The 18,134-nt window shown below is 69.0% G+C and carries 17 protein-coding genes; 6 read left to right on the forward strand and 11 right to left on the reverse strand.

Annotated features, from left to right (window positions below; all coding sequences use genetic code 11):
* Positions 1-54 precede the first annotated feature (54 nt).
* The 5 genes from AC0LPE_RS20250 to AC0LPE_RS20270 all read left to right on the forward strand — a co-directional run bounded on the left by AC0LPE_RS20250 (position 55) and on the right by AC0LPE_RS20270 (position 6,827).
* A complete protein-coding gene (locus AC0LPE_RS20250; protein WP_490605097.1) occupies positions 55-1,791 on the forward strand; it encodes an alpha/beta fold hydrolase in 1,737 nt (578 codons plus the stop codon).
* On the forward strand, positions 1,788-3,185 hold the full coding sequence (locus AC0LPE_RS20255; protein WP_160874056.1) for an O-antigen ligase family protein: 1,398 nt from the start codon (positions 1,788-1,790) through the stop codon (positions 3,183-3,185). The genes AC0LPE_RS20250 and AC0LPE_RS20255 overlap by 4 nt, the downstream gene beginning before the upstream one ends.
* A complete protein-coding gene (locus AC0LPE_RS20260; protein ID WP_160874058.1) occupies positions 3,068-4,150 on the forward strand; it encodes a glycosyltransferase in 1,083 nt (360 codons plus the stop codon). The genes AC0LPE_RS20255 and AC0LPE_RS20260 overlap by 118 nt, the downstream gene beginning before the upstream one ends.
* Positions 4,151-4,162: 12 nt before the next feature.
* Positions 4,163-5,710 (forward strand): flippase, encoded by a 1,548-nt coding sequence (locus tag AC0LPE_RS20265; RefSeq protein WP_490605098.1) that lies wholly within the window; start codon positions 4,163-4,165, stop codon positions 5,708-5,710.
* A gap of 82 nt (positions 5,711-5,792) precedes the next feature.
* The gene (locus tag AC0LPE_RS20270; RefSeq protein WP_229565724.1) at positions 5,793-6,827 is read left to right on the forward strand and encodes a cellulase family glycosylhydrolase; all 1,035 of its coding nucleotides are present in this window, start codon (positions 5,793-5,795) and stop codon (positions 6,825-6,827) included.
* Here AC0LPE_RS20270 and AC0LPE_RS20275 read toward each other — a convergent pair whose 3' ends face one another.
* Entirely contained in the window at positions 6,828-7,910 is a 1,083-nt protein-coding gene (locus AC0LPE_RS20275; protein ID WP_490605099.1) for a GNAT family N-acetyltransferase, read from the reverse strand. It lies immediately after the preceding gene.
* 165 nt (positions 7,911-8,075) lie between these two features.
* Between AC0LPE_RS20275 and AC0LPE_RS20280 the strand changes: the two genes are divergently transcribed.
* Positions 8,076-9,197 carry a GH39 family glycosyl hydrolase gene (locus AC0LPE_RS20280; protein WP_490605100.1) on the forward strand — a complete coding sequence of 374 codons (1,122 nt, stop codon included), beginning with the start codon at positions 8,076-8,078 and terminating at the stop codon, positions 9,195-9,197.
* 17 nt (positions 9,198-9,214) lie between these two features.
* Here the strand turns inward: AC0LPE_RS20280 and AC0LPE_RS20285 are convergent, their stop codons facing one another.
* From AC0LPE_RS20285 to AC0LPE_RS20330, 10 genes are all read right to left on the reverse strand, one after another.
* Positions 9,215-10,414, reverse strand: coding sequence for an aminotransferase class I/II-fold pyridoxal phosphate-dependent enzyme (locus tag AC0LPE_RS20285; protein ID WP_160874064.1), 1,200 nt, complete (start codon positions 10,412-10,414; stop codon positions 9,215-9,217).
* A 43-nt stretch (positions 10,415-10,457) separates the two neighbouring features.
* Positions 10,458-11,105 carry a phosphate signaling complex PhoU family protein gene (locus AC0LPE_RS20290; protein WP_490605101.1) on the reverse strand — a complete coding sequence of 216 codons (648 nt, stop codon included), beginning with the start codon at positions 11,103-11,105 and terminating at the stop codon, positions 10,458-10,460.
* A gap of 73 nt (positions 11,106-11,178) precedes the next feature.
* Positions 11,179-11,337, reverse strand: a complete 159-nt coding sequence (locus tag AC0LPE_RS20295; protein ID WP_157788930.1) for a hypothetical protein — start codon at positions 11,335-11,337, stop codon at positions 11,179-11,181.
* Between the two features lie 118 nt (positions 11,338-11,455).
* A complete protein-coding gene (locus tag AC0LPE_RS20300; protein ID WP_490605102.1) occupies positions 11,456-13,021 on the reverse strand; it encodes a hypothetical protein in 1,566 nt (521 codons plus the stop codon).
* Positions 13,022-13,113: 92 nt separating this feature from the next.
* A complete protein-coding gene (locus tag AC0LPE_RS20305) occupies positions 13,114-13,938 on the reverse strand; it encodes an N-acetyltransferase (protein WP_490605103.1) in 825 nt (274 codons plus the stop codon).
* A gap of 148 nt (positions 13,939-14,086) precedes the next feature.
* Positions 14,087-14,743 carry a hypothetical protein gene (locus AC0LPE_RS20310; protein WP_088897911.1) on the reverse strand — a complete coding sequence of 219 codons (657 nt, stop codon included), beginning with the start codon at positions 14,741-14,743 and terminating at the stop codon, positions 14,087-14,089.
* A 108-nt stretch (positions 14,744-14,851) separates the two neighbouring features.
* Positions 14,852-15,178 carry an Rdx family protein gene (locus AC0LPE_RS20315; RefSeq protein ID WP_088897910.1) on the reverse strand — a complete coding sequence of 109 codons (327 nt, stop codon included), beginning with the start codon at positions 15,176-15,178 and terminating at the stop codon, positions 14,852-14,854.
* Positions 15,179-15,385: 207 nt separating this feature from the next.
* Positions 15,386-15,547 (reverse strand): hypothetical protein, encoded by a 162-nt coding sequence (locus tag AC0LPE_RS20320; protein WP_016696211.1) that lies wholly within the window; start codon positions 15,545-15,547, stop codon positions 15,386-15,388.
* 83 nt (positions 15,548-15,630) lie between these two features.
* Complete coding sequence (locus AC0LPE_RS20325; protein ID WP_490606382.1) at positions 15,631-16,758, reverse strand: glycosyltransferase family 4 protein; 1,128 nt, start codon at positions 16,756-16,758, stop codon at positions 15,631-15,633.
* 486 nt (positions 16,759-17,244) lie between these two features.
* A complete protein-coding gene (locus AC0LPE_RS20330) occupies positions 17,245-17,910 on the reverse strand; it encodes a hypothetical protein (protein ID WP_490605104.1) in 666 nt (221 codons plus the stop codon).
* Between the last annotated feature and the right edge of the window lie 224 nt (positions 17,911-18,134).

Below are 18,134 nucleotides of genomic sequence, written 5' to 3' on the forward strand. Positions count from 1 at the left end.
GACGGGGTCGGGAAATCACCCCCTCTTTCACCCCTCGACAGTGGAGGTCACGGAGTGGATGTGCGACACGCGTCGTGGTTCGGCGATCCCGCGTCCCCTCTCCTCGGCCACGTCCACCTTCCCGCCGACCGCCGCGCACGCGGCGCGGTGGTGCTGTGCCCGCCCCTCGGCAAGGAACACCTCGACACCTATCGGGGGATCAAGGCGCTCGCCGAGCAACTCGCCGAGCGCGGCCTGGCGGCGTTGCGCTTCGACTACGCGGGCACCGGAGACTCCGCCGGCGATCAGGACTCGCCCGACGCGGTCGCGGCGTGGCAGCGAAGTGTCGTCACCGCGGTGGAGACGGCCCGCGCGAGCGGCGCCGAGCACATCACCGTCGTGGGACTGCGCGCCGGCGCACTGATCGCGGCGACGGCCCTGCCGGAGTGCGGGCCGGTCGATGCCGTCGTGCTGTGGGATCCGATCGTCTCGGGCCGAGCGATGCTGCGCGAACAACGCGCTCTCTACCGGCTCGCCCTCGGTGCCGACGATCCCGACGACCCCCGTGTGTCGATCGTCGGCGGCGTTCTCGCCCCCGAGGCCGCCGACGCCCTCGGCGCTCTGAAGATCGATCCGCGGTCGCTGACCGGCACACGGACCCTGCTCGCGACCCGACCCACGGCCCGCGAGACCGCCGCGGTGTCGGCGCTCGCCACTGCACTCGGCGGTGACGAGATCTCCCTCGAGGCCCACGAATCCTTCGTCACCCCCAGCACACTGCATTCCGCGATCCCCACCGAGCAGCTGATCCGGATCGCCGACCGAGTCGCTGCGGGCACGCCCGCGGCGACGCGCGAGGTCCACTTCCCCGGGCGCAAGCGCGCGGTCGTCGCGACCACCGACTCGGGGCTCCCGATCCACGAGAGCGTCGAGTATCTCGGTCCGAACGAGATGTTCGCGCTGCGTACGCACGGTGTCGGCACCGAGGGGTTCGGCGCACCGCGCCCGTCCGCCCCGACGGTGCTGTTCTTCGGCACTGCCTACGAGCACCGGCTCGGCCCGAGTCGTCTCTGGGTCGAGCTCGCGCGCGAGTTCGCCGCGCACGGGATCTCCACGATCCGGTTCGACCGGACCGGGGTCGGCGATACCGGCACGGCGCACGGGGCGACCCCCACACCGCTGTACTCCGACGACTCCGACCGCGACGCTCTCGATGCTGTCGCCGCGCTCGGCGTCGATCCTCAGGACCTCGTGGTGATCGGGTTGTGTTCGGGTGCGTGGTACTCGTCGTGGGTCACCCTCCGGGGTGCAGCGCACTCCGCCGTGCTCGTAAACGTGATCCTGTGGTGCACCCACCGCCGGAAGTCGTTGCGTGCAGACCTCGGTCCGAACGCGCCCGACGTTCCGGCGATCGCAGCTCCGGTGGAACCGCAGACGGTCTCCCTACGTGCCCGCATCAAGCCGTGGGCGCAGAAGTACCTGCCCTATCCGTTGTGGCTGCTGCTCGGCCGACTCGGAGTGACCCAGGTTCCCGAGGTGGGGTTGGAGGCACTGCGTCGCGCGGGTGTGTCGACCACGGTCGTGTTGTCCGCCGAGGACCATCGATGGTTCCTGTCCCAGCGCGGCGAGGAAGGACTTCGCCGCCTGCGCCGGCGTGGCTTCACCGGCGACATCCTCACCAGCGAGGTCGGTGAGCACAGCGGTCGGCAGCGGGACGGCCGCGAGTTCCTCCGCACGGCGATCACCTCGACCGTGCTCTCCCGATTCGGCTCCCACACCTCGGATCCCACTGCAGGCGAGTACGTCTCATGACCCCCCTGTTGCTGCTCGCCGTTCCCGCCGTGCTCGCGTCGGGAGTGTTGCTCTGGCGGCGACCCCAACGCGGGTTGCTGGCGATCGCCGCGCTCACTCCGTTCCACGGTCTGCTCGCGATCGTCCCCGGCGGTGAATCGTTGTCGCCGTGGAAGGAGGGGTTGTTGCTCCTCACCCTCGCCGCGACCTTCGTCAGCCCGTACCGACGCCGGTTGCCGGCACCGTCCTGTCCGTGGTGGCCGGCCGTGGTCGCGTGGGTGGCGATCGGAGTCCTGTCGGCGCTGCTCGTCTCGGGACTCGCCGGCATCATCGCCATCAAGATCACCTACTTCTATCTCGTCATCCCGGTGATCCTGTGGCGGGCGCCGTTCGACGCCCGCGACCGCGACCACCTGGTGTCGATCCTCATGGGCACCACGGCCGTCACCGCCGTCGTCGGACTCGCGCAACAGGTGATCGGTGGTGAACGACTCGCCGAACTCGGTTACCGCTGGGACGAGCATCTGCGCATCAGCGGCGGAATCCTGCGCAGTTTCAGCACGTTCACGACCCCCTTCGCCTTCGGTCTGTTCGTGATGATCGGACTGATCGTAGGGTGCTCGGTCTCCTTCGCCGATCCGCACCGGCTCCGCAACACGCTGTTCCTGTGTGCGACACCGGTCATGGTGCTCGGCATGGGTGTGACGATCGTGCGTGCCAGCTACATCGGTCTTGCCGTCGCACTGCTGTGGCTGGCGGTCCACCGCTACCGCGCCCTGTTCCTCGGCTTCGGCGCCGCCGCGGCACTCGCACCGCTCGTCCTCTTCGCCGTGCCGAGTTCGATTCTCGCTCCGCTGTTCTCCTCGTCGAGTCTCGGTGAACGCGGGGACGGCTGGTCGCAGACCCTGTCGTCGCTATGGGTGCACCCCTTCGGTCAGGGTCTCGGCGCGACCGGCTCGGCTGCCGCCGACACGGTGGCGCAGAGCAACCCGATGCTGTCGGAACTGTCGTACACGGCGGCCGTGCAGTTCGGGTACATGCCCTATCAGCCCGACAACTACTACATGAAGCTCGCCGTGGAACTCGGCCCGATCGGCGTGTGGTTGTTCGTCCTCGTACTCGTGTGCGCCGCGGTCTCGACGCTGCGTGCATCGCGGGTTCTGAGCGGACAGGACGCCGCACTCGCACTCGGAGTGAGTGGCACGATCGTCGCGGCGGCGGTCGCCTCCACGGTGGCGACCTATCTCGAGATCTTCCCTCTCGACGTCTATTTCTGGTTACTGTTAGGAACTGTCGGATGCGCACTGACGCAACACTGGTCACCTCCCCGAAGCTCGCTCACCGCATCGGATTCGGCGCCCTCGCACTCCGTCCGTCCGGCAGCGGAGTCCAGACCTACGTCCGCGAGCTGCTGACCGCGCTCGATTCCCTGCTCTCCTCGGCGGCGCTGCGCGCGACCGTGCAGTGCGACGCCACCGGCGAACTGCCCCCTCGCGTGACCCCGTCGGTGCGGCCGGTCGCCGACGGGGTTCGGCGGATGCTGCACGCCAAGGTGCCCGTCCGCGGGGTCGACCTGTTCCACAGTCTCGACGTCGATCTGCCCGTCCTGTGTTCCGGTGTCACCGTCTCGACGTTCCACGACCTCGCCGTCTTCGACACCCCGTGGGCATTCAGCAGGCACCGGGCCGCCGGTGAGCGAGCACTGTTGCGCGATGCCATGCGACGGGCCGACGTGCTCGTCGCGGTCTCGAACTTCACCGCCGAACGTCTCCACGCGTTGTGCGGACGCGACGCCGTGGTCACCCCGCTCGCACCCGCCGCGTGGGCGAAACCTCCCATCCCGGAGGAGGTGCGGGACATCCGCAGGGCCTACCGGCTGCCCGAACGGTTCGTCCTGCAGGTCGGCACCGTCGAACCCCGCAAGGACGTCGCGCTCGTCGCCGACGCGTGCCGCATCCTCGACGTCCCGCTGGTGCTGGCCGGAGCCGGATCCACCGGACCCCACGCACCGCCCGGTTCGATCGGTCTCGGTTACGTTCCCACCGCGCACCTCCCGGCGCTGTACGCCGCGGCGACCGCCGTCGCATACGCCTCGCGCTACGAGGGCTTCGGGCTGCCGCCGCTCGAGGCGATGGCGTGCGGCGGGGCGGTGGTGACGAGCGCCGTCGGTGCACTGCCCGACGTCGTCGACGACGGAGCCCTTCTCGTCACCGAACATACCGTGACGTCGTGGACCGCCGCCCTGCGCGTCGTCGTCCACGACCGCGACACCGCGGAGACGCTGCGCACCCGAGGACGCGAGGTCGCCGCGACGTCGACATGGACGCGCACCGCCGAGCTCACACGCGAGGCCTACCGCACCGCGGGCCTGAGAATCTGACGAGGTCGTTGCGTGGGTAGACATTCGCTGGCCGACCGGATGGCCGAAACCGTCGTGATGGAGCGGATCGTCGCTGCCCACGACCCCGGTGGCACCCTCCACGAACCGCAGACACCCGAACTCGACGGGCGGGCCGCGCGACGCAACACCGTCGTGATGCTCGGCAGCCGGCTGGCCGTCGCCTCGATGGGCTGGGCCGGGTCGATGATCGTCGCCCGCGCACTGGCACCGGACGACTTCGGCAAGTTCTCCTTCGTCTTCGGCCTGCTCGGGTTGCTGTCCGTCGTCACCGATCTCGGTGTGGGCCGAGTGGTGCTCGCCAAGCTCGTCGAGTGCAATCCGTGGGAGGTCTCCTACGTCACCACCGCGTTCATCGCGTTGCGCGGTGTACTCGGTCTGCTCGGGTACGCGCTGGCCGTCGGATATGTGGTGGTCCTCGGATACTCGTCCGATGTCGTCTGGGCGACGGTGGTCGCCGGTCTCGTCGTGGTGATCGCGACGCCCAACAACGCCCTGTCGGTGATGTATCAGAGTCGCCTGCGCATGGCGTCGGTCGCGATCGCCGAGACCTTCGGCCAGCTCGCGCAACTGATCGCGACCATCGCCGCAGTGCTGTGGAATCCGGTGCTGCTCGTGCTCGTCGTGCCGGCGGTGATCAACGAGATCGTCGGCGCGGGCATCCTCGTGCGCGGCGTGCGGGCGGGCAGGGCCGGACCTCTGCCCGCCGCGCGCGCCCAGTTGTGGCGGTGGCGCGAGATGCTCGTCGAGGCCGTCCCCCTCAGCATCGGTTTCGCCCTGCTCACCCTGCTGTCGAAGATCGACGTGCTGATGCTCGGGCGCATCGACACCTTCGACTCGGTGGGGCTCTACACCGTCGGATACAAGTTCGCCGACCTGCTGTCGATGGTGTCGTCGACCGTCGTGGGACCGGTGACCACGCTGCTGGTCGCGACCTGGCCTGCGCAGAGCGAGATGTTCCGGCAGCGCACACGGGAGGCGGCGATGCTTCTCGCGGTGTTGGGCGCGACCGCCACCGCGGTCTTCTGGTCGTCGGCGGACGGCGTGCTGTCCCTCCTCTACGGCGAGCGATTCGCCGAAGCGGCCGACGCGTCGCGCATGCTGGTGCTCGGTAGCGCTCTGTCGATGCTCACCGAACTCGGTCTCATGGTGCTCATCGCGACCGGACGCCACCGGGTCTACCCGTGGGTGGCGCTGGCCGCACTCGCCGGGAACATCGGGGCGAACCTCGTCCTCATCCCCCGCATGTCGTTCGACGGGGCGGCGCTGGCGACGGTGTTCACCGAGGCCGCGATGCTTGTCGCGATCTGGATCGTCGTCGCACGAACCGTCCGGATCGGGGGCCTGTTCCCCTTCACCCAGACCGTCGCGATCGCGATGCTGGGTGTTGCGGTGGCCGTGTGGATGTCGCTTCTCGCGGAGCGCTACGATCTTCCCTGGCCCGTCACCGCTGTCCTCTCGACTGTCTGTGTTCTGGCCGGAACCCATGTCCTTCCCATCACCGGCGGGCTCGGCCTCGTCGGTCTCGTCAAGTCCCGTTGAGGTTGCAGTGTCCCTTTCGCGGTCGATGCCGCGTCGCGTGTCGCGGTCCATGCCGCTCCGCGCCGTTCTCACCCTTGTCGGTGTGTTTGCTCTGTCGTGTACCCAGAGCACCGAGCCACGCGACTGCCGAACCGATCTGACCGCCGACAGTCTCGGGGTCGCGACGGGAGCCGGCCTCGACTCCCTCGACTCCGCCGACCTCGACGCGTACATGTCGACGGTCGCCGACAGCGGTGCCGGCTGGATCCGGTTCGACATGGACTGGTCGACCATCGAACCCGCGCGCGGCCGCTTCGACTGGAGGGGCACCGACCGGGTCGTCGCCGCGGCCGACGCACACGACCTGCAGGTGCTGGGCCTGCTCACTCACACTCCGCGCTGGGCGCGGACGTCGGAGGCCGACCCCGGCGACCCGCACGGGATGCCCGCCGACCCCGGCGAATTCGGTCGCTTCGCAGGCGACGTCGCCGATCGCTACTCCGACAGCGTCACGCACTGGGAGATCTGGAACGAGCCGAACCTGACGGCCTTCTTCACCCCGCAACCCGACGTCGGCGCGTACGCCGACCTGCTCGTGGCGGCGTCGGACGCGATCCGCAACGTCGACCCCGGGGCGGTGGTGGTCACCGGTGGCCTGTCCCCCGGCACCGACAACGGATCGGACATCGCCCCGACGACTTTCCTCACCGAGTTGTACGACCAGGGCGTGTCGTCGGCCTTCGACGTCGTGGGCATGCACCCCTACAGCTATCCCGCTCTGCCGTCCGATGCGTCGACGTCCGACTGGAACTCCTTCTACCGCATGCGCGAGATGCGCACCGTCATGGTCGAGCGGGGGGACTCCGACAAGCCCATCTGGGCAACGGAGTTCGGGGCGCCGACGGGCACGGACACCGACGCGGTGGGGCCCACGGAGCAGGCCGACATCCTGCGCGACGGGATCACCGAGCAACGCGCCTTGGGATTCGTCGACAAGCTGTTCGTCTACAGCCTCTTCGACCGGGGCACCGAGGTGGCCGATCGCGAGCAGAACTTCGGGATCCTCGCGCACGACGGGGCACTCAAACCGGCCTGGGACGTGCTGCGCACGGCCGCGGTCACTCCGGGTTGCCTCTGATCAGCAGCGGTTCGAGGTGAGGGCGTCGCGCGCCGCCAGGCGCAGGGGACGGACGAGGTCGGCTCCGAGATCTGCGGCGCGGAGGGTCCACCGGTGGTGCGGTCGCGAGGTGGGGACGGCGACGATCCGCCCGACCCGGTATTCACCGTTCGCCCACTGCTCCTTGAATTCCGTTGTGCCGAGCAGGTAGTCGAAGCGGTCGATGCCCAGTTCGTCGTGCCGGTCGGCGAGGTGGCGCTGCAGCAACTGGCCGGGCTGGTAGCGACGCACCTCGGGATGGAAGCGGCTCAAACACATCTCGGCCGTGGTCCCGGTGCGGAACATGATCTCGTGGGCCGTCCATCGGTCGCCGACGAGCAGGCCCACGACGAGCAACCGGCCGGCACGGGCCTCGGCCTCGAGCAGCGGCCGGGTGAACGCGACGAACGGCGGTGCACAGAAGTTGTCGCGTCCGCTGTGTTCGTCGGCGGCCGCGGCCACGGCGGTGATGTCGGGCCACCTGTGCGCGAGATGGCCCGGATCGCGCACCACTTCGACGGAGACCGGGGTGCCTTCGCGTTCCAGCGAGCGTTCGAGGCGGGACAGCGTCTTCAGCGTGCGGCGACCACGCAACGATTCGGCGCCGGCACCGTCAGCGACATCGACGGTCAGGCACCGTTCGGTGCCGGCGATATCGACGCTCCAGCGAGACGAGGCCTGCAGCATCTCCACGAGAGGATCGGTGAGATCGACGTGGTCGAGCTGCAGTGCCATGTTCCGGTCGGCGATACCGTCGAGCAGATCGGCGAGCGCGGCCTCGCCGGTCGCGAGGAAGGTTCCTATCGTGGCGAGGCCGTGGGCCGGCAGCCGTAGGGCGGTGACCCCGAGCCGGGTACGGGCGTGCAGGGGTGCGAGTCCGACGAGGCGCCCGCCGCGCCGGACGGTGCACACGGCCGATCGACCGCGTCCCATCCGATTCCAGGCCAGTGTGTAGGAGGGGCGGGTCGCGACGCGCCCACCCGCCTCATGGGCGAGGTCGTCCCATTCCGCGGAGAGCCGAACGGCCGAGTCTTCGTCGTGGATCTCGAAACTCACGGTGCGCATGCACCGGAACCTTCGGTCCACAAATCCCGCATCTTCCGGCCCCCTGCTCGTTAGAGTGAATTCGCGGCGTCGGTCTGCCGCTCGCTCCACCGAAAGAATCGCAGGTCGGCGGCGCAGCGTTACGACCGATGCCTGAATTGTCCGGATTCTACACCAGGAGAGTCGATGGGTCGTCTCGCACGTGCTGCACTGGCCACAGCCCTCTCGTGCTCCCTCGCCGCACTCGCAGCGTGCGCCCCACCGCCCCAACCGCCTCCCCCGACGACCTGCGCGACCGACGACATCGGTATCGCGGCCGGCGCACCGCTGATGTATCTGTCGGACTCCGAACTCGACCGTGAACTCGACGCGATCCGCGCGGTCGGCGCCCGGTGGCTGCGCGTGGACATCGACTGGTCGGTGATCGAACCGAACCGCGGGCAACAGAACTGGTCGGTGCCCGACCGTGTGGTGGACCGCGCCCGTGCCCGCGGACTCGAGGTGGTCGGCATCATCGCGTACACCCCCACTTGGGCACGCGTCGCGGGTGGCGGCGACACGCACGGATATCCCGCCGACCCGGCGGCGTTCGCCGCCTTCTCGCGTCAGGTCGCACAGCGCTATTCGACCCGCGTGAACCATTGGGAGATCTGGAACGAACCGAACCTGACCAATTTCTTCCGGCCCCGGGCCGACGTCGGGACGTATGTCGAACTGCTCGCCGCCGCGGCACCGGCGATCAAGTCGGTGCAACCCGGCGCGCGCATACTCAACGGCGGCCTCGCCCCCGCCGTGAACGACGGCACCAACATCTCCCCCGTCACCTACGTGCAGCAGCTCTACGCGCGCGGCGCACACCAGTACTTCGACATCCTGTCGGTCCACCCCTACAGCTATCCGGCGCTGCCGTCCGATGCGAGTACGCAGAGCTGGAACACCTTCTACCGCATGCGCCTGATGCGCGACACGATGGTGCAGTACGGCGACGCCGCGACACCGGTGTGGGCCACCGAGTTCGGCGCCCCCACCGGAACCGACTCGAACGCGGTGAGCACGCAACTCCAGGCCGACATCATCGCCGACGGCATTGCGGAGGCCCGCCGACTCGGCTGGGTGCAGAAGGTGTTCGTCTACTCGATGCGCGACCGCGGGACGAACCAAGCCGATGTGGAGCAGAACTTCGGGCTGCTCTACCAGAACTTCTCGGCCAAACCCTCACGCGCCGTGGTCGCTTCGGCCGCCTCGGGATGCGCTGCCGCGAACGGCACACTCGAGTCCACGAACACCCCGGCCGACGCGGTGTGGTGACAGCGGTGCGCTGACGGTCAGGCGCCGAGCGCGTCGGTGACCCCGTCGAGGATCCGCTCGAGGATCGGCCCCGACGTCGCGAAGTTGATGCGCAGGAAGTTGCGTGCCCCCGACCCGAACCGCACCCCGCCGTCGGCGAGGACACGTCCCCGATCGCGGACGACCGACACCGGATCATCGATGCCGAGGGGTCCGGTGTTCAACCATGTCAGGTAGGTGCCCTGCGGCAGATGGTGCCGCAGGGACGGGATCCGTTCGCGCAGAACCTCGTCCACCCGCCGACGATTCCGGGCGAGGACCTGCAGCAGGTCGCGCTGCCACGCGTCGCCCTCGCGCCACGCGGCGAGCGTGGCGATCACTCCCGGAACCGACACCGTCCCGTACAGGTCGAACGGCTCCGCGTCCCGGCGCTCGAGCAGTGTTCCTGAGCCGTAGTGCACCACCGCGCACCGCATCCCTGCGAGGTTGAACGCCTTGCTGGCGGAAGTGAGCGTCACCGTGCGGGCAGCGGTCTCCGGTCCGAGCGACGCGAACGGGATGTGCCGGTGCGGCTCGTAGATCAGCTCGGCATGGATCTCGTCGCTGACGACAAGCATGTCGAACCGTTCGGCGAGATCGGCGATCCGCTCGAGTTCCTCACGCGTGAGCACCCGCCCGGTGGGGTTGTGCGGGTTGACGAGCACCAGTACCCGCGGACGACGCCGTGCCACCAACGGCTCGAACGCATCGAAGTCGAGCACCCACCCGTCGCCCCGGTCGACGAACGGAAAGTCGATCTGCTGCAGACCCATCCGTCGCAGCGACGCCAGGAACGGCGGGTAGTTCGGTGTCTGGATCGCCACCGCATCGCCGCGCGTGGTGCTCAGGTGCAGCACGAGCTGCAATGCCTGGATGAGATCCGTCTGCTCGCGGACGGCACCGGGATCGGGTTCCCATCCGTAACGCGTGCGCATGCGTTGCGCGAACTCCTCACGCAGCGGCGTGCCGTGGAACCAGTCGGGATAACCGAGATCGCTACGCTCGACCAGCTCGTGCAGCGCATGCGCGATCGGCGGTGCGACCGGGAAGTCCATGTCGGCGACCCATGCGGGGGCCAGCCCGTCGGTGGCCGCCCGTGCCCACTTGGCACCGGACCGCGCCGACAGGGCGTCGAAGTCGAGGTCGTCGAACCCGGGCACCCCAGGACCGCCGACCGAGAGGCGCTCGTCGCTGGTCATGTGGATGAGAATCGCACGGTTCGCGGCGCTCCGCGCGCCGAAGTCAGGCGGCGGGTCGCTGGCCCGTGACGAAGAAGATAAGCCGATCCGCGACGTCGACGGCCTGGTCGCCGAACCGCCCGTAGAAACGCGCGAGGAGTGCGGTGTCGACCGCGGTCCGGATGTCGCCGTCCCATTCGGGACTCTCGAGCAGGGAGAGCAGTCGCGAATGCACCGCATCGAGTTCGGTCTCGATGGCGTGCGTGCCCTTGATCGTGTCGAGGTCGAAGTCGGTGAACGCGTCGCGCAGAATCGCGACGATCTGCGCCGCAAGATCGGCCATCCCGCGAAGATCGTCGCGCAGGAGGTCGGATACCAGCGACTCGGGATGGCGACGACGTACGACCCGCGCGATGTGCAGGCTCAGTTCGCCCATCCTGGTGAGATCGCCCGTAATGCGCACGGCGGAGAACACCAACCGCAGGTCGGCGGCCACGGGACCCTGTAGGGCGAGGATTCGCACCGCTCGCTCGGAACAGTCGGTGTCGAGTTCGGCGATCCGTGCGTCGAGATCGAGGGCGGCCTGGGCTGCGTCGAGGTCGGTGTCGAACAACGCGCGAGTGGCCAGGTCGAGCCCTTCGGCCGCGACCGCTGCGAGCTCACCGAGGCGTCCGACCAGGTCGTCGAGCTGTCCTCGGAACAACTCCCTCATGTCTCGCTCCCTTCGTCGACCGGTTCACGGCACGTGTACCCGACCGGTCCTCGTTGCAGTCCCCGGGAGGAGCCTAACGACGCGCGTCGACGACGCGCTCTGCGGCGACGTCCTCGGAGGACGATACAGAGCCCGCGACGTCGTCCATGCGGGCGAGATGAGCCTTGATCCATTCGGTGCTTCCCGGCGTCGCGGTGCTGTGCTGCGGGGTGCCGGCAATGCAGATAGACAAATTGTTTTCCTCGTCGTGACGCCGATGTGCTCGGCTGCGCAGGTCACACCCATCCACTGGAGTGACCGCCATCACTATAGCCTGTCGGCGCCGAGCTTCAACTCGGGCGAAAACCTGATCAGTAGCGCGACGTCTCCCGAGGTTCGCCGTAACCGTTCTGCTCGGGATAGCCGTGCCCGTCCCGGTAGCCCTGCTGGTCGGCGTATCCGTAGTCGTATCCCTCGTCGTAGCGGTACTGCTGATAGGCCCGATCCTCGGGCGGGACGAACAGCGACTCCGGCTGGGACGACACAGGCTGTGACAACACCGGCTGGGACGACACCGGCTGGGACGACACAGGCTGGGACGACACAGGCTGCGGGGCCCGGTGACGGTCGTCGGGCACCGGTCGCGGTGCAGGTGCAGGTGCAGGCTGGGGTGTGGCAACAGGGACGGGAGCCGGGGGTTCGGGAGCCGCCTCCACGGCTGCTTCGCGGCGCCGAGCCGGAAGCACGGGCACCAATTCTCGTCCGGCACCGAGCACGACGAGACGCGTGGGTACCTCGATCTCGGCCAAGGCGCGCAGCGTGTCCTCCGCCTGCGCTCGCTCCTCGGCACCGGCCTGCAGCACGATCACGGCGAGCGCGAGCCCCTCGGTCTTCGCGCGGGTCCACCACTGTTCCCCGATCCCGCAGCACACGATCCGGTCGCGGGCATCGCCGAACGCATCGGCTTCGACGGTCACGCCCTCCCCTGTGAGAAGGAGGATGTGGTCACCGAGCGAGGCGCGCTGCCCGAGCATGACGATTGTGTCGAGCGGAAGCGTCTGCCGGTCGTCGCGCTCGATCTGCACGGCCGTCCGGTGGCGACGCGCGACCCGCCGGGCCCACGCCGCACTGTTCGACGCGCCGAAGCGCCCGTTCAGAGCGACCAGCAACTCCGCGACGAGGACGAACACTGCGAGGAAGGCGACCGCGGCCTCGGCACGCGGCATCGGGGACACCTTCGTCCCGGTGCCGGCGGGCATCGACAGCACCTGGAGGTATTCGAGGCTTGCACCCGAGCGTGCCTGCCGGAGCTGCTCGAGCCGCGCATCGAGTTCGGCCTGCACCACCGGATCGGCTGTGCCCTCCGCGTTGCCCTCCTCGTCGGCCGCGATACTCGCGGCGAGGTCGGCGCGCAGACCGGCAACGACCGCGTCCAGTTCGGCGATGCGCGCGTCGAGGGCGACGCGATTGCGTTCGGTCTGCGCGCGGTCGAGCTGTGTGACGACCGTTTGTGCGAGCCGGTCGGCGTCGGCCTGCGAGTCGTCGCGGGCTGTCACGGTGAGCAGAGTGGGCGACGAGCCGTAGCCGACGTCGATCCTCGACGGCAGCTTCGCGGGATCCTCGTTGGTCTCGGCTGCGATTGCGGCCACGACCGCCGAGTCCTGCGACAGCGCCACGTACGGGGCGATGAGCTGCCCGAGGGTCGCGTCGTTGCCGGACACCGAGGCCGACGAGCGGATCTCTGCGACGAGCGACGACTCGTACACCCCGGGACCGCTGTCGCGGACGAAGAAGACCGCGACCGCGGCGAGCGCGGCGACGAGTGCGGCGGGCACGGCCACGCGAGCGAGATCGCGGGCATGCCCCACGAGATCGACGGTGGGAGGAACACCGAGCTCACGACGCAGTTCGGCGTCGCGGATGCTTCGTTCGGACACGATGCACAGGCCTTTCGCTGTCGCCCCGGGGAGTGGGCACGTCGCCATTGTGTCGCGGCGAATCGGGCAAATGTTACCGACCCGTACGTCCGTCAGCTGCCGAGCAGCCAGCGCGGACGGGACCACATCTGCCAGGTCTCGGCGACGCGCGCTCCGGCTGCGAGGTAGAGCGGGGTGACACGCGGCCTGGTGAGTCCGCACATCGCGACCGGACCTCGCTGCGCGTGCGTGTGGGCGGCGCCGGCCCGGATCAGCCGGTTCGCGTATCCGCGACGTTGCCGGCCGGTCCGGGTTCCGAGCGACCACACCGTCCGGATCGGCCCGCTGTCGACGAGCAGGGTGCAGGACTGCAGAGCCGCAGCCCGGCCGTCTGCATCCTCGTCGTCCGAATCCCGGTCGCCGACATCTTCGTCGTCGAAGATCCCGATCACCTCGACGCCGGAGGTGCGGGCGACGACGTCGGCGTAGGCGACCGCGGCGGTCCCGGGCGCGATCCCGAAGGTCGCGGCGGCGAGTTCGCGGGCATTCACCATGTCGGCCTCGCCGAGAACCCGAAAACCCGGATCGACGGGAGCATCGTGGGCGACGAGGTAGGTCAGGTCCAGCGAACCCGCACACACCCAGCCGCGGTCGCCGAGGACCTGGGCGGCACCGAGGCCGTCACCTGTCAGCAGGACGATCGACGGATGACCGGCCTCCGTCAGCGTTTCGTAGACATGGTCGGCGTGGGCGGTCACGTCGCCGCCGTGGACGAGGGCGAGGTTGTAGTCGGGGTCGGGGGCCGCGGTGATACCGATCCACCAGCCGTCGCCCTCGGACCAGTGACCTCCGGACGTCAGCGGCCGCATGCTCGCGCCGTAGGCACGTCGCAGTTGCGTCGACGATGCGAGACCCGTCGCGATCGAGGCGGCGTCCACCCCTTCTCCTTCCCTGCCGCAGGAAATCGATCCCCCGGACCAGATCTACCCGGACCACATCTACAGCGTCGGTACGGAAACGGCATCGGCGGCACCCGCTGGAGGTGCCGCCGATGCCGTTACATGCGGATCGGAGTGTGGACTCCGATCAGAGGTAGGCGCCGATCAGGTCGCGCAGGAACTTGATCACGAACTGGAGCGGGTCGACCGGCTCCGGCTGCGACTGGGGAGCCGGCGGAACATTGTCGGCCTGCGGCGCGGACTCGCCCTGCGGTGCGGGCGCGGACTCGGCCTGCGGCGCGGACTGTGCCTGCGGAGCCGACTCGCCCTGCGGTGCGGACTCACCGCCGCCGACCGTCACGGAGATGCCACCGGTGAAGGGGCGACCGGACGCGTCGAAGATGTTCTCGTACTGCGCACCCGAGGCGTCCTGGCAGCCCCAGAAGACGTTGTAGGTGCCGTCGGTGATCGACTCCGGACCGGCCTGCGAGGGTGCGCCGTCCTTGATGTACAGCGCGCTCGAGGTGCTCGTGTTGGTCACCGAGAAGCTCGTACCGGCGGGCTGCGCGTCGATGCGGCCCGACGGATCGGCCGTGTCGACGGTGCCCGGCTTCAGGACGTAGGTGACGCAGGTGACGCCGCGGTCGACGTCGGCGCGCGTCAGATCGAAGTCGACGACGATGGCGCCGTTCTCCGCCTTCGCCGAGACGCTCGGACCCGCAGCGGACGAGACGCCCGGAACGACCAGTGCCAGCAGTGCGGCACCAGAGGCCGCGACTGCAGCCTTCTTCGCAACAGAATTCATCGATTTTCCTCCCCGTATTTCGATGTCGGCGACCACTTTCGTGAGCGGCACGCCGTCGGCCGTGCCCGACGCGCGTAGAACGCGGGCACATATGCGAGAACGTTACCGCTAGATGTCGTTGCTGTCGCGATGAGGTGGGGCATCGGTCCGGGCGGCCCGATCCACATGCCCGAGATCACGATCCGGCTCCACGAGATCACGGACTCGCTGCTTGAGCGCGGCGATTTCGGGAAAACCCTTGTCCTCCTTGCGGTCCCACACGACCGTGTCGTCGACGACGATGCGGAACACCCCACCGGTCCCGGGAACGAGCGCGACCTCGCCGAGCGCGGTACCGAAGGTGTTCAGCAGTTCCTGCGCCATCCAACCGGCGCGCAGCAGCCATTTGCACTGCGTGCAGTAGGTGATCGCGACGCGGGGAGCCTGCTCGGTCATGAGCGACAGGATATCTCCGCCGGAAAATAGGTGAAGCCCCGGCAATCGTGGTGGTGGATCGGCCGGGGCTTCTGCACGGACCGGTGATGGGGGGTAACCGACCCGTGCGGCCGTCCTCACATGGGGGGACAGGAGGACGACGCGGAACCGAGTCTAGACACGGGAATTTGTTACTCGCGAGTATCGCGCAGGCGGACGTCCGGCGTGTCAGGAAGCGACGGGAGGATTCGCAGAATCACGCTGCTCCCGCTGCATCTCGACGAGTTGTTCCTCCCTCTCGGAGACGAACAGGAACCGACCGACCGCGAGCGCGCCGAGAGCCGAGAGGCCCAGCCACGCCGCCAGCGCCGATGCGATCCACACCCACATGGCTCACAGTGTGCGCGAATCCGCCGAGAACACCAAACATCGGAATTCACAACATGGTTGCAAAAGCAATACTCGAGGACGCCTCACAATGTGACGCCCGTCGCCCACAAGGCGTTCACAATGGCCGGCAACGTCACCTCAATATCGTGGCGCTCCTCCACCCGGCGGCGCGCAGTGACGGCGAGTTCGTACCGCAGGCCGGGGTCGGACATCAATCGCCGCATCGCCTCTGCCAGAGCCTTCGCATCGCCGGGTGGAACGAGCAGTCCCGCGCCGTCGGCCAGGTACTCGGCGGTCCCTCCGTGATCGGTGCCGACGACGGGCACACCGTGCGCCATCGCCTCCAGTGCGACCAGCGGTCCCGCCTCCGGTGAGGTGCTCGCAGAGACCATCACGTCCCACACCGCGAAGACCTCGGCGGGATCGACCCGGCCCAGGAACGACACCCGTCCACGCAGGTCGGAGGCGTCTGCGCGACGCCGCAGTTCGTCGAGGAAGGCTTCGTCGCCGGGGAACGGCACCCCCGCCACGTCGAGGTGGACGCCGGGCACCTCGGCCACCGCCTCGAGAAGGACGCGGTGTCCCTTCCATTCCGTCACCGACGCGAGGATGCCCACCCGCGTGGTCGAGCCGTCAGGAGTCGAGCCCTGGGGAGACGCCGGCCGGGACGGAGCAGGCGGGATCGGGACGCCGTGCGGTGCGACGACCACCGGATATCCGCATTCCCGGACCGGGACGGCCGAGGCCCGCGAGACGGCCACCGCTTCCCCCACGGCGCCTCTGCCCACCCGGGCGACGATGTGCTGCTTACGGGAGGACAGGGTGTCGTGCACCAGCCACCTGGCACGTTCCCGGTGGGACGTGCCGAGCACGGCGAGTCGCAGGGAAGGCAGTGCGAACAACGAATTGCACACCACCTGCGGCCGCTCCGCGGCGAGCACGCGACGGAGTCTGCGCGCTCCCACCAGCCACCGCACCGGAAGACCTGCCAGTCCCGCGATCCGCCCGACTCCGGTCTGTCCCCACATGCCCAGCCGGGGCAACCGGACACGGACGCATCCGGCCGGAAGGGCTTCGGCGAGCGGCCCGTCGGGGCACGCCACGACGACCCGACGTCCCTGCGCGAGGGCGGCGTCGACGAGCATCAGCATGATCTTCTCGGCACCCGACCGTTCACCGGTGTGCGCGACGAACAACAGCGGATCGCTCACGGATTCCGTCACGGAGCCTCCTGATTCGTCCGATTCGGGGTCGTCGGCTGAAATCGAGACCGGCGTGCGTTCCGTTACAACAGCGCAACGTCACACCGAATTATCGCCGCGTCTGCAATATTCTCGTGATCGGACGCAATACGCTGTTCGAGTGACATCCCCCCGAACCGGTCGCCGTTCCCGTCGTGCCCTCATGCTGGCCCTTGCTGCCTCGATGACGTTGTGCGCGAACCCGATTACCGCTGCAGCGCAGGATCTCGAGCCGACGGAACCGACGCCTCCGGGCGAGGTCCATTCCCGACCCGCAATCTAGGACTCGGGCCGAACATCGAATTCCGCGGCAATTCCGATGTCGCCACGCTCACATTTCCGGTCCCGGCCGGAAATACTCCCGCTTTCCTCGACACCACCGCCGAACTGCCCACGAACGTCGCGCGCGGATGGATCGACGTCGTCTCGGACGGGCGCCTGCTCACGCGCGTGGAACTACCGCCCGGCGGCGCCATCGTGCCGCTGTCGATCCCGCTCGCCGGGGCGAAGGTGGAGAACGACGCCGCGGTGATCTCGCTCGATCTGCACCTGGTCGCCGTCGACAACATCTGTCCCGACGACTGGACGCTGGGTTCGGTACGTCTGCGCGACGGTGTGGTCCGGTACGCGGGCACCCCCGAGGCGCCGCAGGCGGTCGCCGACTACCTCCCGCCGGTCCTCGATCGCCTCGAGCTGTATCTGGCCGAGGAACCCACGGACGCCGAGGCGAGCGTCGCCCTCGACCTCGCGGCGACCGTGAGCGCCCGCTACTCCGGCCGGCAGGTGCCCGTGGACGTACGTGAGCTCCCGGCGAACGGCGTTCCTCCCGCCGCCGACACCCCGTTCGTCCGGCAGATCGTCGTCAGCGAGGGCGAGGAGACGGGTGCGGAGGTCGTGCCGGTGCCCGACGGGCCGCCCGCCCTGTACGTCCGCGGCGACGCGGAGACCCTCCTCGACCAGGGACGCCTGATCACCAGCGCCCTGTCCGGCTTCGCTGTCGCCTCCGACGTCGCCGTCGGTGCGTTCGAGACCCGCCCCATCCTCCCGTCCGACTCGGCCACCCTGTACGACCTGCGGGTGTCCGATCTCGAGACGAGCAGCCTCGGCATCGCGGACGTGCACCTCTTCCTCGACCAGACCGAGTTCGGCCGGCCGGTGCGCGACGTGAGCATCGACCTGCAGGGCTCCTACACCCCGCTCCCCGCCACCCAGGGCGGGTCGATCACCGTCTCCGCCGGCGACATCACGCTCGACTCATGGGCGGCCGACGGGAGCGGCGTCATCGACCGTGTCGTCACGGTTCCGAACTCGGCCCTCGGGCGGCTCACCGACGTCAGAGTCGAACT

Source organism: Rhodococcus sp. S3, from assembly GCF_058211795.1.

Bases quoted from the DNA above. Each gene is read 5' to 3' on its own strand.
- AC0LPE_RS20255 (WP_160874056.1), top strand. From the start codon at position 1,788: ATGACCCCCCTGTTGCTGCTCGCCGTTCCCGCCGTGCTCGCGTCGGGA.
- AC0LPE_RS20260 (WP_160874058.1), top strand. From the start codon at position 3,068: ATGCGCACTGACGCAACACTGGTCACCTCCCCGAAGCTCGCTCACCGC.
- AC0LPE_RS20275 (WP_490605099.1), bottom strand. From the start codon at position 7,910: ATGCGCACCGTGAGTTTCGAGATCCACGACGAAGACTCGGCCGTTCGG.
- AC0LPE_RS20280 (WP_490605100.1), top strand. From the start codon at position 8,076: ATGGGTCGTCTCGCACGTGCTGCACTGGCCACAGCCCTCTCGTGCTCC.
- AC0LPE_RS20285 (WP_160874064.1), bottom strand. From the start codon at position 10,414: ATGACCAGCGACGAGCGCCTCTCGGTCGGCGGTCCTGGGGTGCCCGGG.
- AC0LPE_RS20290 (WP_490605101.1), bottom strand. From the start codon at position 11,105: ATGAGGGAGTTGTTCCGAGGACAGCTCGACGACCTGGTCGGACGCCTC.
- AC0LPE_RS20310 (WP_088897911.1), bottom strand. From the start codon at position 14,743: ATGAATTCTGTTGCGAAGAAGGCTGCAGTCGCGGCCTCTGGTGCCGCA.
- AC0LPE_RS20315 (WP_088897910.1), bottom strand. From the start codon at position 15,178: ATGACCGAGCAGGCTCCCCGCGTCGCGATCACCTACTGCACGCAGTGC.
- AC0LPE_RS20320 (WP_016696211.1), bottom strand. From the start codon at position 15,547: ATGTGGGTGTGGATCGCATCGGCGCTGGCGGCGTGGCTGGGCCTCTCG.